Origin of the sequence: Brachybacterium tyrofermentans (assembly GCF_014897585.1) — a bacterium.
In the GTDB taxonomy this organism is placed as follows: domain Bacteria; phylum Actinomycetota; class Actinomycetes; order Actinomycetales; family Dermabacteraceae; genus Brachybacterium; species Brachybacterium tyrofermentans.
On sequence record NZ_JABUXW010000006.1, the window covers coordinates 87821 to 105252 of the forward strand.

Below are 17432 nucleotides of genomic sequence, written 5' to 3' on the forward strand. Positions count from 1 at the left end.
TCGGCGCTGTCCCCCGGAATCCCTCATGGGAGACCGGACTGCTAGACCAGGCGCGTGTGCGCCACCGATACCGCAGGGACCCAGGTCCCGACCATAGGAAGGAACGCCACCATGGCTAAGCTCAGCAACGACGAGCTCATCGAAGCTTTCAAGGAAATGTCCCTCATCGAGCTCTCCGAGTTCGTGAAGCAGTTCGAGGACGTCTTCGACGTCACCGCTGCTGCCCCCGTGGCCGTCGCCGCTGCCGGCGGCGCCGCCGGTGGCGAGGCTGTCGAAGAGGAGGAGAAGGACGAGTTCGACGTCGTTCTCGAGTCGGCCGGTTCTGCGAAGATCGCCGTCATCAAGGAGGTGCGCGGCCTCACCTCCCTCGGTCTGAAGGAGGCCAAGGCGCTCGTCGACGAGGCTCCCAAGGCTGTCCTCGAGGCTGTCAAGAAGGACGACGCCGAGGCTGCCAAGGCGAAGCTCGAGGAGGCCGGCGCGACCGTCTCCGTCAAGTGATTCGTGGCGCTCGCCCCGGTGAGCGCCCCGCTTGATGGCAGTCGCACTGCTCCTGAAGGGCCGTCCCGCATCTGCGGGACGGCCCTTCTGCTGTCCCCGGGTGTCTCTGCTGCCCCGGGCGACGTTGCCGTCCCCGGGTGTCTCTGCTGTCCCGGGCGTTGAGAATCGGCACGTGTCCGCCGACGGGGAGGCCCCGCCGTGACGAGCGGTACCGCCCAGAGCGACGCAGGGCGATGTGTCCTATGCCGCAGACCGTCATCCTCGACGCACCGGCCAGCCCACAGCCGGAAGATCCGAGGCGACGCGCCTGGCGCTCCGCCGGCTCCGGGGGAGCGGCACGGCGGCATCGATGCCGCCGGCAGCACCTCTCGACCATCGCCCGGGACGACGTCGGGCGGCCCGCGGATCCGTCAGGAGACCGGCGAGGGCGACCCGTGAACAGCGCTGCGACGTGCCGCGACACCCCGGGGAGAGCCCCCAGTGCTTGACTCCGGAGGAAATTCCGTCCATCCTGTTCGGCGTACGGAGCTGTTCCTGCCGCATGTGTCCCGCTGAGCCGAGCTCGCGAGGGCCGGTCGAGCCAGACGGGCAGGAAGCACCGGCAGAACTTCTACGCCAGGCATATATCGGCCGACGTGGATGGACTCGTCGCATCGCGACTGTTGTGTCCATCCGCGTATTTGTGTATGCTCGTTCCTTGCGCTGTGCGTCGCCCGTGGGTTCTGCTGTCCTGACAGTCTGTGCCTGCTCCATAACCCTTGACGGGTGTTCGCCGCGCCTGGGATTCCGTCATCGGCCTGTGGAAGGACCCCCCTTGGCTGCCTCGAGCACCGATCGCACTACTGACATCGCACTTCGTACCGCCTCTCCTCGCGTCACCTTCGCGAAGCTCGGCGACCCTATCGACGTACCTGATCTGCTGAGTCTGCAGACCACCTCGTTCGACTGGTTGCTGGGCAATGATCGCTGGAAGGAGCGTGCCGAGGAGGCCGCTTCTGACGGGCGCGAGGATGTTCCGCAGACCTCCGGTCTCGCAGACATCCTCGAGGAGATCTCCCCGATCGAGGACTTCGCCGGCAATATGTCGCTGTCCTTCCGGGATCACACCTTCGACGACCCGAAGTACACGGTCGAGGAGTGCAAGGAGAAGGACCTCACCTACGCAGCTCCGATGTACGTCATCGCGGAGTTCATGAACAACGAGACCGGTGAGATCAAGACCCAGACGGTCTTCATGGGCGAGTTCCCGCTCATGACCGACAAGGGCACGTTCATCATCAACGGCACCGAGCGTGTCGTCGTCTCCCAGCTGGTCCGCTCCCCGGGCGTGTACTTCGAGGAGAGCATCGACAAGACCAGCGACAAGCGCATCTTCAGCACGAAGGTCATCCCGTCGCGCGGTGCCTGGCTCGAGTTCGAGGTCGACAAGCGCGATCAGGTCGGTGTGCGCATCGATCGCAAGCGCAAGCAGTCGGTCACGACCCTGCTGCAGGCCCTGGGGCTGTCCCACTCGGACATCCTCGAGGAGTTCGGCGAGTTCGAGTCGATGCGTTCCACGCTCGAGAAGGACCGCGTCTCCTCGCAGGACGAGGCGCTCATGGACATCTACCGCAAGCAGCGTCCGGGCGAGCCGCCCACGCGCGATGCGGGCGAGGCCATGCTGAACAACCTCTACTTCAACGCGAAGCGCTACGACCTCGCGAAGGTCGGCCGCTACAAGATCGGCAAGAAGCTCGGTCTCGAGGGCAGCCTCTCCGAGTCGACCCTCCGCCTCGAGGACATCGTCGCCTCGATCAAGTACATCGTCGCGTTGCATGACGGCGTCTCGGAGTACTCGAGCAAGGATGGCAAGGTCGTCCGCGTCGAGACCGACGACATCGACCACTTCGGCAACCGTCGCATCCGCGCCGTGGGCGAGCTGATCCAGAACCAGGTCCGCACCGGCCTGTCCCGCATGGAGCGCGTCGTCCGCGAGCGCATGACCACGCAGGACGTCGAGGCGATCACCCCGCTGACGCTGATCAACATCCGTCCCGTCACCGCGGCGATCAAGGAGTTCTTCGGAACCTCCCAGCTGTCGCAGTTCATGGACCAGAACAACCCGCTGTCGGGCCTGACGCACAAGCGTCGTCTCTCGGCACTGGGCCCGGGCGGCCTCTCCCGCGACCGCGCCGGCATGGAGGTCCGTGACGTCCACCCGTCTCACTACGGCCGCATGTGCCCGATCGAGACCCCTGAGGGTCCGAACATCGGTCTGATCGGCTCGCTGGCGACCTTCGCCCGCATCAACCCCTTCGGCTTCATCGAGACGCCGTACCGCAAGGTCGACAAGGGCCTCGTCACCGACGAGATCGTCTACCTCACCGCGGACGACGAGGATCGCCACATCATCGCCCAGGCCAATGCGAAGATCGGCGATGACGGCCGGTTCGTCGAGGAGCAGGTGCTCGTGCGCCTCACCGGCGGCGAGCCCGACCTGGTCGATGCGGCCGACGTCGACTACATGGACGTCTCCGCACGTCAGATGGTCTCCGTCGCCACCGCGATGATCCCCTTCCTCGAGCATGACGACGCCAACCGTGCGCTGATGGGCTCGAACATGCAGCGCCAGGCCGTGCCGCTGCTCAAGGCCGAGATGCCGCTCGTCGGCACCGGCATGGAGCGCCGCGCAGCTGTCGACGCCGGCGACGTGGTCGTCTCGTCGAAGGCCGGTGTCATCGAGGAGCTGTCCGCGGACCTCATCGTGGTGATGGCCGACGACGGCACCCGTCAGACGTACCCGATCGGGAAGTTCCAGCGCTCCAACGCCGGCAACTCCTACAACCAGCGCGTGCTGTTCGACGAGGGCGACCGCGTCGAGGCCGGCTCCATCCTGGCCGACGGTCCCTCGACCGACCAGGGCGAGCTCTCCATGGGCAAGAACCTGCTGGTCGCGTTCATGTCGTGGGAGGGTCACAACTACGAGGACGGCATCATCCTGTCCTCGCGCCTGGTCCAGGACGACGTCCTCACCTCGATCCACATCGAGGAGCACGAGGTCGACGCCCGCGACACCAAGCTGGGTCGTGAGGAGATCACCCGGGACATCCCGAACGTCGGCGACGACGTGCTGGCCGACCTCGACGAGCGCGGGATCATCCGCATCGGCGCCGAGGTCAACCCCGGCGACATCCTGGTCGGCAAGGTCACCCCCAAGGGCGAGACCGAGCTGACCCCGGAGGAGCGCCTGCTGCGCGCGATCTTCGGCGAGAAGGCCCGCGAGGTGCGCGACACCTCGCTGCGCGTTCCCCACGGCGAGACCGGCACCGTCATCGGTGTCCAGGTCTTCAACGATGAGGAGGATGGCGACATCCTCCCCACCGGTGTCAACGACATGGTCCGCGTCTACGTGGCCCAGAAGCGCAAGATCACCGATGGTGACAAGCTCGCCGGCCGTCACGGCAACAAGGGCGTCATCGCGAAGATCCTGCCGGTCGAGGACATGCCGTTCCTCGAGGACGGCACCCCGGTCGACATCATCCTCAACCCCATGGGTGTGCCCGGTCGTATGAACATCGGCCAGGTCATGGAGACCCACCTCGGGTGGGTCGCCAAGGCCGGCTGGGATCTCGATCCGACCGACCCGAGCGCCGCCGAGCTCCCCGAAGGCGCTCTGCATGGCGATCCCGGCACCCCGGTGGGTGTCCCGGTCTTCGACGGCCTCTCGGCCGAGGAGGTCACCGGACTGATCGCCAACCACCGCCCCAACCGGGACGGCGTGCGGATGGTCAAGGAGAACGGCAAGGCACAGCTGTTCGACGGCCGCTCCGGCGAGCCGCTGCCGGAGCCGATCTCCGTGGGCTACATGTACATCCTGAAGCTCCACCACCTGGTGGACGACAAGCTGCACGCCCGCTCGACCGGCCCCTACTCGATGATCACGCAGCAGCCCCTGGGCGGTAAGGCCCAGTTCGGCGGCCAGCGCTTCGGCGAGATGGAGGTGTGGGCCCTCGAGGCCTACGGCGCCGCATACGCCCTCCAGGAGCTCCTGACGATCAAGTCCGACGACATCGCCGGACGCGTGAAGGTCTACGAGGCCATCGTCAAGGGCGAGAACATCCCCGAGCCCGGGATCCCGGAATCCTTCCGCGTGCTCCTCAAGGAGATGCAGTCCCTGTGCCTGAACGTCGAGGTCCTCTCCTCCGACGGCACGGCCCAGGAAGTTCAGGAAGGCGATGAGGAGGTCTTCCGCGCTGCGGAGGAGCTCGGCATCGACCTGTCCCGCCGGCCCCACGAGGGCGTCGGCTCCATCGAAGAGGTCTGAGGGACGCGGGCTCGGGCGGAGGGGAGCAGTCAGACCCTGCTCCCCTCGCCCTGAGCCCCGCCCTCGACCCCCGTTCCCTCAGACACCACTCTTCCGATCGAGAGAAGGACACCTGTGATCGACGTCAATACCTTCGACGAGCTGCGCATCGGCCTGGCGACCGCCGACGACATCCGCGGCTGGTCCCACGGCGAGGTCAAGAAGCCGGAGACCATCAACTACCGCACCCTCAAGCCCGAGATGGACGGCCTCTTCTGCGAGCGCATCTTCGGCCCCACCCGGGACTGGGAGTGCTACTGCGGCAAGTACAAGCGCGTGCGCTTCAAGGGCATCATCTGCGAGCGCTGCGGCGTGGAGGTCACCAAGTCCTCCGTGCGTCGTGAGCGCATGGGCCACGTGGAGCTCGCCGCTCCCGTCACCCACATCTGGTACTTCAAGGGCGTGCCGAGCCGTCTCGGCTACCTGCTGGACCTCGCGCCGAAGGATCTCGAGAAGATCATCTACTTCGCCGCGTACATGATCACCTCGGTGGACGAGCAGGCTCGCCACGAGGACATGCCTGATCTCCAGGCGCGTTTCGACCTGGAGACCAAGGAGCTCGCCAGCGAGCGGGACGCCGCGCTGAACCAGCGCGCCATCTCCGCCGAGAAGGACCTCGCCCAGCTCGAGGAGGAAGGTGCCAAGGCCGACGCGAAGCGCAAGGTCCGCGACTCCTCCGAGCGCGAGCAGGCACAGATCCGCAAGAAGTACGACGCCGAGATCGATCGCGTCACCCGTGTGTGGGACCGCTTCAAGACGCTCAAGGTCGCAGACCTCGAGGGCGATGAGCAGCTCTACCGCGCGATGAAGCTCCGCTACGGCACGTACTTCGAGGGCGGCATGGGCGCCGAGGCGCTGCAGCGTCGTCTGCTGGACTTCGATCTCGACGCCGAGGCGGTCACGCTGCGTGAGATCATCGCGACCGGCAAGGGCCAGAAGAAGGCCCGTGCCCTCAAGCGCCTCAAGGTCGTCTCGGCCTTCCGGTCCACCACGAACTCGCCCGCGGGCATGGTCCTGGACTGCGTCCCGGTCATCCCCCCGGATCTGCGTCCGATGGTGCAGCTGGACGGCGGCCGCTTCGCGACCTCCGACCTCAACGACCTGTACCGTCGCGTGATCAACCGCAACAACCGTCTCAAGCGGCTGCTCGATCTCGGTGCGCCCGAGATCATCGTGAACAACGAGAAGCGCATGCTGCAGGAGTCGGTCGACTCGCTGTTCGACAACGGCCGACGGGGCCGTCCGGTCACCGGACCGGGCAACCGCCCGCTGAAGTCGCTGTCCGACATGCTCAAGGGCAAGCAGGGTCGTTTCCGTCAGAACCTGCTCGGCAAGCGCGTGGACTACTCCGCCCGCTCCGTCATCGTCAACGGCCCGCAGCTGCGTCTGCACCAGTGCGGCCTGCCCAAGGGCATGGCGCTGGAGCTGTTCAAGCCCTTCGTGATGAAGCGCCTGGTCGAGCTCTCGCATGCGCAGAACGTCAAGGCCGCCAAGCGGATGGTCGAGCGTGCGCGCCCCGAGGTGTGGGACGTCCTCGAAGAGGTCATCACCGAGCACCCCGTGCTGCTGAACCGTGCGCCCACGCTGCACCGTCTGGGCATCCAGGCGTTCGAGCCGCAGCTCGTCGAGGGCAAGGCCATCCACCTGCACCCGCTCGTCTGCGCCGCGTTCAACGCGGACTTCGACGGCGACCAGATGGCTGTGCACCTGCCGCTCTCGGCCGAGGCGCAGGCCGAGGCACGCATCCTGATGCTGTCCAGCAACAACATCCTCAAGCCGTCCGACGGTCGCCCCGTGACCATGCCCGCACAGGACATGATCATCGGTCTGTACCACCTCACGACGGTGCGCGAGGATGTCGCCGGCAAGGGCCGCACCTTCGCCTCCGAGGCGGAAGCCATCATGGCCTTCGACCGCGGAGAGCTCGATCTCAACGCTCCGGTGAGCATCCGTTTCACGGACATCGTGCCGCCGAGCGACTGGGAGGCCCCGGAGGGCTGGACCGAGGGTGACCCGATCACCCTCAGCACCACCCTGGGCACCGTCTACTTCAACGAGACGCTGCCGCCCGACTTCCCGTACGTCCAGGGACAGGTCGGCAAGAAGCGCCTGGGCGGGATCGTCAACACGCTCGCGGAGCGTTACGACAAGGGCCAGGTCGCCGCGTCGCTGGACGCGCTGAAGTCCTATGGCTTCTCGTGGTCCACCCGCTCGGGTGCGTCCTTCGCGCTGTCCGACGTCGTGACCCCTCCGAACAAGCCGGAGATCATCGCGCGCTTCGAGGCCAGGGCCGCACAGGTCCAGGAGAACCGCGACCTCGGACTCATCTCCGAGCACGAGCGCAACATGGAGCAGATCGACATCTGGACCGAGGCGACCAACGAGGTCGACCTGGCCATGCGGGCGAACTTCGACTCGACGAACACCATCTACCGGATGGTGGACTCGGGCGCCCGAGGCAACTGGATGCAGGTCCGTCAGATCGCCGGTATGCGTGGTCTGGTGACCAACCCGAAGGGCGAGATCATCGCCCGTCCGATCCTCTCCAACTACAAGGAGGGGCTCTCGGTCCTGGAGTACTTCATCGCGTCGCACGGGTCCCGCAAGGGCCTCGCGGATACCGCGCTGAAGACCGCTCAGTCGGGCTACCTGACCCGTCGTCTGGTCGACGTCTCCCAGGACGTCATCGTCCGCGAGGAGAACTGCGGCACGACGAAGGGGCTCGTCCTTCCGGTCGCGGTCGAGGAGGGCGGCGTGCTGCGTCCCCACGAGCACGCGGAGTCCACGGTGTACGGGCGCGTCCTGGCCACCGCGGCGGTCGGCGCCGACGGCACCGAGGCGGCCCCGGCCGGTTCGGAGCTGGGCGATGTGCTCATCGAGCAGCTCGTCGAGGCCGGTGTGCGCGAGGTGAAGATCCGCTCCGTGCTGACCTGTGACTCTGCGGTCGGCACCTGTGTCCACTGCTACGGCCGTTCGCTCGCGACCGGCCAGCTCGTCGACATCGGTGAGGCCGTCGGCATCGTCGCGGCCCAGTCGATCGGTGAGCCCGGTACTCAGCTGACCATGCGTACCTTCCACTCCGGTGGTGTGGCGAGCGCGGACGGCGACATCACGCACGGGCTGCCCCGTATCCAGGAGCTCTTCGAGGCCCGTACCCCGGCCGGCTTCGCGCCGATCTCGGAGTTCGCCGGTCGCGTGGAGATCGAGGAGAACGACAAGCAGCGCCGCCTCACGGTCACCCCTGACGACGGCTCCGAGCCGGTCGTCTACACGGTGTCCAAGCGCGTGACCCTCCTGGTCTCGGCCGGCGAGCACATCGAGGTCGGCCAGCAGCTGACCCAGGGCTCGGTGGATCCGAAGCAGGTTCTGCGGATCCTCGGCCCCCGCAAGGTGCAGCAGCACCTGGTGGACGAGGTGCAGAAGGTGTACATCAGCCAGGGTGTGGACATCCACGCCAAGCACATCGAGGTCATCGTGCGGCAGATGCTGCGTCGCGTGACGATCATCGAGTCCGGCGACACCGACCTGCTGCCCGGCGACTTCGCCGAGCGCGTGTCCTTCGAGCGGGAGAACCGACGTGTCCTCTCCGAGGGCGGGCAGCCGGCCTCGGGTCGTCCCGAGCTCATGGGCATCACCAAGGCGTCCCTCGCGACCGATTCATGGCTGTCGGCGGCCTCCTTCCAGGAGACCACCCGCGTGCTCACCGAGGCCGCCCTGAACCGCAAGAGCGATCAGCTCATGGGGCTCAAGGAGAACGTCATCATCGGTAAGCTCATCCCGGCCGGTACGGGCCTGTCCCGTTTCCGTCGCATCGCGGTCGAGCCCACCGACGAGGCGAAGGCGCAGATGTACCAGGTGCCCGGCTACGACGAGCTGGACTTCTCCGGCTTCGGCCAGACCGGTGCGGTCAACCTGGACGACATCGACTACGCCGATCCGTTCCGAACGGACTTCCGCTGAGTCGCTGAGCGTCCCGTCGCCCGCGCTCTGAGCGTCGGCGCGGCATGCACGCCATGAGGGGCGGTCCCACGTCGGTGGGGCCGCCCCTCGTCGTGCTGTGCGGGGGAGGCCGGGCGAGAGCCGCGGGGAGGTCTGCCGTGCGGGCAGCTGGTCGCCGCGTCCTCGGGCTCTGTGTCGTGGCGTGCCATGGCCACCTCGGCCTCAGCCTCTGTGATCTGACTCCGTGATCCACGCCCGTGGTGGCCGCCACGATCGGGGCCTCGAGGGCCCGTCGGGGTGACCTGACCGACCCGGATGTTCACGGGAGGGTAAAGACCTCGCGGGTATGCCCCCAAGGTCTTGTCGTAGCCCTTCACCTCCTGGAGATCCCGCGAAAGGATGGCATCTGGCATTCCTGTGCGGTCTTCCCTGCTGCGCTCCGGTCCCGGACGCGCGCCCGCACCGGGACGCTGGGCCCCGTTTCCGGGGCACTCGTGCTCAGGGATGGATGGCCCTGCCGGTCGGCGGCAGAAGAATAGGTGGAACAGTGAAGAAGACCCCGTGGATCATCGCGGCTGCAGCAGTGTGCGTCGTCGGTGTAGGAGGCGGCGGCACGGCCTTCGCCATGTCCAACGAGGCGGCCCTGACGGTGTACGGCCAGCAGACGATGGTCCGTACCTTCTCGCAGCCCACCGTCGCAGAGCTGCTCGAGGCCCAGGGCGTCGAGCTCAAGGACACGGACCTGGTGGTCCCCGATCTCGGGGAGCAGGTCACCGACGGTCTCGACATCCAGATCATCCACCGCACCCCGGTGACGGTCACCGTCGACGGCGCTGACCAGGAGGTCCTCACCAGTGGTGACACGGTCGCCGACGCGCTGGAGGACATCGACTACAAGGCCGAGGGTGCCAGCGTGACGCCTGCTCTCGACACCGAGCTCAGCGCGGAGGCCGCGCAGGTCGACGTGGTCACCCGCAAGACCGTCACCTTCGTGGGACAGAAGGGGCAGGACACCTTCGAGGTGACCGCGCTGACCGTCGACGACGCGATGAAGAAGGTGCTCGGAGACATCGAGGACACCGACAAGGCGTCCGTCGACCGCGACTCGATCCTCGAGGACGGCGCGACCATCACCATCAAGCGTGTCCGCGAGGCCGAGCGCACCGAGACCGTCGAGGTCCCGTTCGAGACGAAGACCGTCGAGGACGACGAGCTGCTCGAGGGCACCACGAAGACCACCACCGAGGGCAAGAAGGGCACGACGGAGAGGGTCTTCGCGGAGAAGACCGTCGACGGCGAGGTCACCGAGTCCGAGCTGGTCTCGGAGAAGGTCGCCGAGAAGCCGGTCACCGAGGTCATCACCAAGGGGACCAAGCCTGCCCCGGAGCCTGAGCCGGCACCCGAGCCGGAGCCCGAGACGAAGGCGGAGTCGTCGTCCTCCTCGGAGTCCGAGCAGGCTCCTTCGCAGAAGACCAACGAGAAGCCCAGCGAGAAGAAGACCGAGAAGAAGAGCACGCAGAACGAGAGCAGCTCGCGCAGCTCCGAGCGCGAGTCCGCCCCGGAGGAGAAGCCTGCGCCCAGTGCGCCGTCGGTCTCCGGTGGCTCCGTGTGGGACCGTCTCGCCCAGTGCGAGTCCGGTGGCAACTGGTCCATCAACACGGGCAACGGGTTCTCCGGCGGTCTCCAGTTCACCAAGTCGACCTGGCTCGCCTTCGGCGGTGGCCAGTACGCTCCGGTGGCGCATCAGGCCAGCCGCGAGCAGCAGATCTCGATCGGCAAGAAGGTCCAGGCCGGGCAGGGCTGGGGCGCCTGGCCCTCCTGCACCTCGCAGCTCGGCATCCGCTGAGCGGAGCTCACCTCACCGGCGACGGCGCGTCCCACGGGGCGCTGACCTCCCGTCGCAGCAGTGCGCCGAGCGCGTCGCGGATGTCCGCGGCGCGCTCGCGTCGTGGTAAGAGGGCTCTGGCCAGGCGCGCGACGGCACTGGGGCGCCTGTGCGAGTGCCCGGCCAGTGCCCGGCGAGTGCCCCAGGAGGGTCGTGGGGGAGCTCCGCGACGTCCCGCACGTCACAGAGCGACATGTGATCTGCGTCGGAACGCGGGAGAAGCTTTGACCGGGTACCACAGCCGTCAGTAGACTGCGAGTGCGTCCGGAGTGCCCTCTGGTCGTGACTCGGGACAAGATCTGCAGAAGCCCTCCGGGGCGGGTGCGGACGGCGTCCCCCGCGAGGAGCGGATCCTTGCGGCGTGCCCGAATGTGGATCCGGTGGCCATGCCCGGCCCCGACCACGGGCACCGATCACGGTCCTCCTGGACGCCCGGCAGGTGCCATCACCTGACGGGCGGGTCGATCCGCCGACGTTCCCCGGGCTATGGGGACGGTGCATCGGGTCGCCGGCCGCGAGAGCGGTCGAAGAAGTTGATCCGTCGGAGCCAACAGCTCCGGTGGCTGAACAGGAAGAGAAGCTGTGCCCACTATTCAGCAGTTGGTGCGCAAGGGGCGGGACGCTCGGTCGTCCTCCTCCAAGACGCCCGCGCTCAAGGGTTCGCCCCAGCGCCGTGGTGTCTGCACGCGCGTCTACACCCAGACCCCCAAGAAGCCGAACTCCGCGCTGCGCAAGATCGCGCGTGTTCGCCTCTCCACCGGCGTCGAGGTCACCGCGTACATCCCCGGCGAGGGCCACAACCTCCAGGAGCACTCGATCGTGCTGGTCCGCGGCGGTCGTGTGAAGGACCTCCCCGGTGTGCGCTACAAGATCGTCCGAGGCGCACTCGACACCCAGTCCGTGAAGGGCCGCAAGCAGGCTCGTTCGCTCTATGGCGCCAAGAAGGAGAAGAAGTAATGCCTCGTAAGGGCCCCGCTCCCAAGCGCCCGCTGGCCGTCGACCCCGTCTTCGGCTCGCCGATCGTCACGCAGCTCATCAACAAGATCCTCCTCGACGGCAAGAAGACCGTCGCCGAAGGCATCGTCTACGGCGCGCTCGAGGGCGCCCGTGAGAAGAACAGCCAGGATCCGGTCGTCACCCTGAAGAAGGCACTGGACAACATCCGTCCGAGCCTCGAGGTCCGCTCCCGCCGAGTCGGCGGCGCGACCTACCAGGTCCCGATCGAGGTCAAGCCCGGCCGTGCCACCACCCTGGCACTGCGCTGGCTGGTCAGCTACTCGCGCGCCCGCCGCGAGAACACGATGACCGAGCGTCTGATGAACGAGATCCTCGACGCCTCCAACGGCCTCGGTGCCGCTGTGAAGCGCCGCGAGGACACCCACAAGATGGCCGAGTCCAACCGGGCCTTCGCGCACTACCGCTGGTGAGTTCCGGTGGGGCCTTCCCTTCTGGGCAGGCCCCACCGACCGCCCTCCGGCACCTCGACCAGCTCCCGTTCTCCAGAAAGGCACAAGCCAGTGGCACTTGCAGTGCTCAGCGATCTGAACAAGGTCCGCAATATCGGCATCATGGCTCACATCGATGCCGGCAAAACCACGACGACCGAGCGCATCCTCTTCTACACCGGCGTGAACTACAAGATGGGCGAGACCCATGATGGCGCCGGCACCATGGACTGGATGGAGCAGGAGAAGGAGCGCGGCATCACCATCACGTCCGCCGCGACGACCTGCTACTGGCACGACAGCCAGATCAACATCATCGACACCCCCGGCCACGTCGACTTCACCGTCGAGGTGGAGCGCTCGCTGCGCGTGCTCGATGGTGCTGTCGCGGTGTTCGACGGCAAGGAGGGCGTGGAGCCCCAGTCGGAGACCGTCTGGCGCCAGGCCGACAAGTACGACGTGCCCCGCATCTGCTTCGTCAACAAGATGGACAAGCTGGGCGCTGACTTCTTCTTCACCGTGAAGACCATCGAGGATCGTCTCGGCGCGAAGCCGCTGGTCATGCAGATCCCGATCGGTGCAGAGCACGAGTTCAACGGCATCATCGACCTCGTCGAGATGAAGGCCTTCGAATGGCCCGAGACCCTCGAAGAGGACATGCCGGCGATCAACTCGAAGAAGGGCGATCCGTCCCTGGGTCAGTGGCAGCGGGAGATCCCGATCCCCGCTGACCTCCAGGACACGGTCGACGAGTACCGCTCCAAGCTGGTCGAGGATGTCGCCGAGAGCTCCGAGGAGCTCATGGAGGCCTACCTCGAGGAGGGTGACCTCACCCTCGAGCAGCTCAAGAGCGGCATCCGTGCACTGACCGTCAACTCCGAGGCCTACCCGGTCTTCTGCGGCACCGCCTTCAAGAACAAGGGCGTCCAGCTCATGCTCGACGGTGTCGTCGACTACCTCCCCTCGCCCCTCGATGTGCCCCCGATGGTGGGTCACAAGCCGGGCGACGAGGAGACGGAGATCATCCGCAAGCCCGATTGGGACGAGCCCTTCTCGGCGCTCGCCTTCAAGGTCGCCGCGCACGCGTTCTTCGGGTCGCTGACCTACGTGCGCGTCTATTCCGGTCAGGTGAAGCAGGGCGATCAGATCCTGAACGTCACGACCGGCAAGAAGGAGCGCGTCGGCAAGCTGTTCCAGATGCACTCCAACAAGGAGAACCCGGTGGATGAGGCCTTCGCGGGCCACATCTACGCGTTCATCGGCCTCAAGGACACCACAACGGGCGATACGCTCGCTGATCCGGCGAACCCGGTTCAGCTGGAGTCCATGAGCTTCCCGGAGCCCGTCATCTCGGTGGCCATCGAGCCGAAGACCAAGAGCGACCAGGAGAAGCTGGGTGTCGCCATCCAGAAGCTCGCCAAGGAGGACCCGACCTTCCAGGTCGAGTTCGACGAGGAGACCGGTCAGACCGTCATCAAGGGCATGGGCGAGCTGCACCTCGACATCCTCGTGGACCGTATGCGTCGCGAGTTCAACGTCGAGGCCAACATCGGCAAGCCCCAGGTCGCCTACCGCGAGACGATCAAGCGGACTGTGGAGAAGTACGACTTCACCCACAAGAAGCAGACCGGTGGCTCCGGCCAGTTCGCGAAGATCCAGGTCACCTTCGGTCCGCTGACCGACGCCGAGGACGGCGTGTTCTACGAGTTCGAGAACAAGGTCACCGGCGGCCGTATCCCGCGCGAGTACATCCCGAGCGTGGACGCGGGCATCCAGACTGCTCTGCAGTCCGGCATCCTCGCCGGATACCCGGTGGTCAACGTCAAGGCCTCGCTGCTTGACGGCGCCTACCACGATGTCGACTCCTCGGAGATGGCGTTCAAGATCGCCGGCTCCATGGCGGCCAAGGAAGCCCTGCGCAAGGCGCAGCCGGTCATCCTCGAGCCGCTCATGGACGTCGAGGTCCGTACGCCGGAGGACTACATGGGAGATGTCATCGGCGATCTGAACTCGCGGCGCGGTCAGGTCCAGTCGATGGAGGACGCGAGCGGAGCGAAGATCGTCCGTGCTCTCGTCCCGCTGTCCGAGATGTTCGGGTACGTCGGCGACCTGCGGTCCAAGACCCAGGGTCGCGCGATGTACACGATGCAGTTCGACAGCTACGCGGAGGTCCCCTCCAGCATCGCTGAGGAGATCGTCGCCAAGACCCGGGGCGAGTGAGACACGGGGGAGCAGGTAGGATCCTTCTCCTGTTCCCCCACTTCTCCATCGGCCACCTTCCCACTCGGGAGGGGATCCGATCCCGATCCAAGAAGTACCACGATTAGAAGTCCTAGGAGGACACCATCATGGCCAAGGCCAAGTTCGAGCGGACCAAGCCGCACGTCAACATCGGCACCATCGGTCACGTCGACCATGGCAAGACGACGCTGAGCGCCGCGATCTCGAAGGTTCTGTACGACAAGTTCCCCGAGATCAACCAGAAGCGCGACTTCGACACGATCGATAACGCGCCCGAGGAGAAGCAGCGCGGCATCACGATCAACGTCTCGCACATCGAGTATGAGACCGACAAGCGCCACTACGCGCACGTCGATGCCCCCGGTCACGCCGACTACGTCAAGAACATGATCACCGGCGCGGCTCAGATGGACGGCGCGATCCTCGTGGTCGCCGCCACCGACGGCCCGATGGCTCAGACCCGCGAGCACGTCCTGCTCGCCAAGCAGGTCGGCGTTCCGTACCTGCTCGCAGCTCTCAACAAGTCCGACATGGTCGACGACGAGGAAATCCTCGAGCTCGTCGAGATGGAGGTCCGCGAGATGCTGGGCGCTCAGGGCTTCGACGAGGATGCACCCGTCATCCAGGTCTCCGCTCTCAAGGCCCTCGAGGGCGATGAGAAGTGGGTCAAGAAGATCGAAGAGCTCATGGAGGCTGTGGACGAGAAGATCCCGGACCCCGTCCGCGATCTCGACCAGCCCTTCCTCATGCCGATCGAGGACGTCTTCACGATCCAGGGTCGTGGCACCGTCGTCACCGGTAAGGTCGACCGCGGCAAGCTCGCGATCAACTCGGAGATCGAGATCCTCGGCATCCGTGCGCCCCAGAAGACGATCGTCACGGGCATCGAGATGTTCCACAAGCAGATGGACGAGGCGTGGGCCGGCGAGAACTGCGGCCTCCTCCTTCGTGGCACCAAGCGTGAGGACGTCGAGCGCGGCCAGGTCGTGGCCAAGCCCGGCACCATCACCCCGCACACGAACTTCGAGGGCCAGGTCTACATCCTGTCCAAGGACGAGGGTGGCCGTCACAACCCGTTCTACTCGAACTACCGTCCGCAGTTCTACTTCCGGACCACCGACGTCACCGGCGTCATCGAGCTGCCCGAGGGCACCGAGATGGTCATGCCCGGCGACAACACCGAGATGACGGTCGAGCTCATCCAGCCGATCGCCATGGAGGAGGGCCTCGGCTTCGCCATCCGTGAGGGTGGCCGCACCGTGGGCTCAGGCCGCGTCACCAAGATCATCAAGTGATCTGAGCGGGGGCGACCCCGCAGCGGTGAGGCGTTCGCTGAGCGGACGCTGAGCAGCCAGAAGGCCCCGACCCGGGTTCACCGGGTCGGGGCCTTCGTCTGTTCCCGGACGGAGAGCGCAGGTGCAGGACCTCGTGTTCATGGGCCGAGAGGGCAGGTGCGGGACCGTCTGCTTCCGCTTTGTGAGGGCAGGGCCGGACTGACCCGGACAGCACGAGTCGATCGCGCTACGTCAGGACGAGCAGGACGGGCAGGACAGGTCGCACGCGCGCAAGTGGTGCAGCGCTGCAGAGCCCGGCGACACGAAAGGCCCCGTCCGCTCCATGAGCGGACGGGGCCTTGTCTGTCCAGCCGGTGCCGGTCTGGGTCTCTGCCGATGACATCCCCTGCTGGTGACAGAGTCTGTCGGTGTCAGCCTCTGCTGGTGTCAGTCGATGTCGATGTCAGACGTTGCAGCAGTCAGACATCTCTGATGCCAGCTGGGACGGCTGCCCGGTGGGGCAGTTCATCGGGACTCGCCCTCGGAGTTCTGATCATCTCCGGACTGCTCAGGCTGCTTCGGACGTTCCGGGTAGGAGTAGCCGAAGCCCGGACGATCATGATCCGCGGCCGACGGGGAACCCGATGGCTGTGATCCGTAAGCCTGCGATCCGTGGGCCTGCTCCGCAACAGGACGTTGCGGCTCTGCTGCGGCGGGCGATCCCTCGTAGAGAGCGGTTCCGGCGGGACGGCCGAAGGCGGGCCGTCCCGTGCGCGAGGACGCATCGCTCGCGGTGGGCTGCGGCGCGGAGTCGATCGGCTTGCCGTAGGTGGGGCGCGACGGTCGCTGCGAGTCCGGGCGCTCGGAAGACGGCGGAGAAGCGACGGGCGCCGATCCGTACTGCGGGACCGAGTTTCCTCCGTGAGTGGGCGGGGTCCCGTACGAGGAGTTCGGCTGCGAGGGGCCGGACTGCGAGAAACCGGGCTGCGAGGAACCGGGCTGCGAGGAACCGGGCTGCGACGGACCGGGATAGCCGCTGGGGGCCCCATGGCCCGGCAGCTGGGTGCTGGGGGAGTGCGGCGTGACAGCCGGTGCGGCACCGGTCTCGACGAGGAGACGACGAGCCTCGTCGGCGTGCTTGTGCTCGACCAGGAGCTCGTACTGCATCGGGATCGTCGAGGTCATTGAGGTGAAGTCCCGTTTGCCGCCCGACATCGCGTAGCCGATGACCGCCCAGACCGTGAAGAACACGATGCCCAGCAGCACACTCGTCAGCACGACCATGAAGTTGCTCGGGGCGATGAGCATCAGCAGCAGGCCCAGGAACAACCCCATCCAGAGTCCCGAGAGCGCGCCCTGCCCGATGACGCGGCCCCAGGACTTCCGTCCGGTGACCCGCTCCATGAGCTTGAGGTCCGTGCCGACGATCAACGTGCTCTGCACCGGGAAGTGGTTGTCCGCCAGGGTGTCGACGACAGCCTGCACCTCCTGGTACGTGCTGTAGACGCCGAGCGAACGCGGGTACTCCAGGTCGTACAGGCGCGCGGTCAGAGGCGAGGCGGGGTGACGTGGCTGGGTCATGGGGTCACCGTAATCCAGCAGGCACAGAATCGGCTGGGCACCTGCCGGACGAATCGTGGGAGTCGTCTGGCACGGACATGCTCCTCGGCGTCCACCACTCGTCATCGACTCGTGACCGATAGAGGCAGTCAAGTGTCCGATTTCGAGGGGCCCGCCACGTAAGGTGAATGTGCAGTCGTCCGATGGGACGACGTCAGTGTTGACACCGCCTTTTCGACGATGAAGAC

The 17432-nt window shown here is 66.4% G+C and carries 9 protein-coding genes; 8 read left to right on the forward strand and 1 reads right to left on the reverse strand.

Annotation, left to right across the window (positions count from 1 at the left end; all coding sequences use genetic code 11):
• The first annotated feature begins 111 nt into the window (after positions 1 to 111).
• The 8 genes from rplL (at position 112) to tuf (ending at position 15645) form a co-directional block, all read left to right on the forward strand.
• Entirely contained in the window at positions 112 to 498 is a 387-nt protein-coding gene (gene rplL, locus INT49_RS05840) for a 50S ribosomal protein L7/L12 (protein WP_193116780.1), read from the forward strand.
• Positions 499 to 1312: 814 nt separating this feature from the next.
• A complete protein-coding gene (gene rpoB, locus INT49_RS05845) occupies positions 1313 to 4801 on the forward strand; it encodes a DNA-directed RNA polymerase subunit beta (RefSeq protein WP_193116781.1) in 3489 nt (1162 codons plus the stop codon).
• Between the two features lie 114 nt (positions 4802 to 4915).
• Positions 4916 to 8800 carry a DNA-directed RNA polymerase subunit beta' gene (locus INT49_RS05850; RefSeq protein ID WP_193116782.1) on the forward strand — a complete coding sequence of 1295 codons (3885 nt, stop codon included), beginning with the start codon at positions 4916 to 4918 and terminating at the stop codon, positions 8798 to 8800.
• 526 nt (positions 8801 to 9326) lie between these two features.
• A complete protein-coding gene (locus tag INT49_RS21540) occupies positions 9327 to 10625 on the forward strand; it encodes a resuscitation-promoting factor (protein ID WP_319021528.1) in 1299 nt (432 codons plus the stop codon).
• A gap of 621 nt (positions 10626 to 11246) precedes the next feature.
• Entirely contained in the window at positions 11247 to 11621 is a 375-nt protein-coding gene (gene rpsL / locus INT49_RS05860; protein WP_193116783.1) for a 30S ribosomal protein S12, read from the forward strand.
• Entirely contained in the window at positions 11621 to 12091 is a 471-nt protein-coding gene (rpsG, locus tag INT49_RS05865) for a 30S ribosomal protein S7 (protein ID WP_193116784.1), read from the forward strand. Before rpsL ends, rpsG begins: the two co-directional genes overlap by 1 nt.
• A gap of 90 nt (positions 12092 to 12181) precedes the next feature.
• Entirely contained in the window at positions 12182 to 14329 is a 2148-nt protein-coding gene (fusA, locus tag INT49_RS05870) for an elongation factor G (protein WP_193116785.1), read from the forward strand.
• A gap of 128 nt (positions 14330 to 14457) precedes the next feature.
• Entirely contained in the window at positions 14458 to 15645 is a 1188-nt protein-coding gene (gene tuf / locus INT49_RS05875; RefSeq protein ID WP_193116786.1) for an elongation factor Tu, read from the forward strand.
• Between the two features lie 504 nt (positions 15646 to 16149).
• On the opposite strand, the gene INT49_RS21060 is transcribed toward tuf, so the two are convergent.
• A complete protein-coding gene (locus INT49_RS21060; RefSeq protein WP_226849812.1) occupies positions 16150 to 17205 on the reverse strand; it encodes a general stress protein in 1056 nt (351 codons plus the stop codon).
• Positions 17206 to 17432: the final 227 nt, after the last annotated feature.

Coding starts and splice junctions, on each gene's coding strand:
- rpsG (WP_193116784.1), top strand. CDS start 11,621: ATGCCTCGTAAGGGCCCCGCTCCCAAGCGCCCGCTGGCCGTCGACCCC.
- INT49_RS21060 (WP_226849812.1), bottom strand. CDS start 17,205: ATGACCCAGCCACGTCACCCCGCCTCGCCTCTGACCGCGCGCCTGTAC.
- rplL (WP_193116780.1), top strand. CDS start 112: ATGGCTAAGCTCAGCAACGACGAGCTCATCGAAGCTTTCAAGGAAATG.
- tuf (WP_193116786.1), top strand. CDS start 14,458: ATGGCCAAGGCCAAGTTCGAGCGGACCAAGCCGCACGTCAACATCGGC.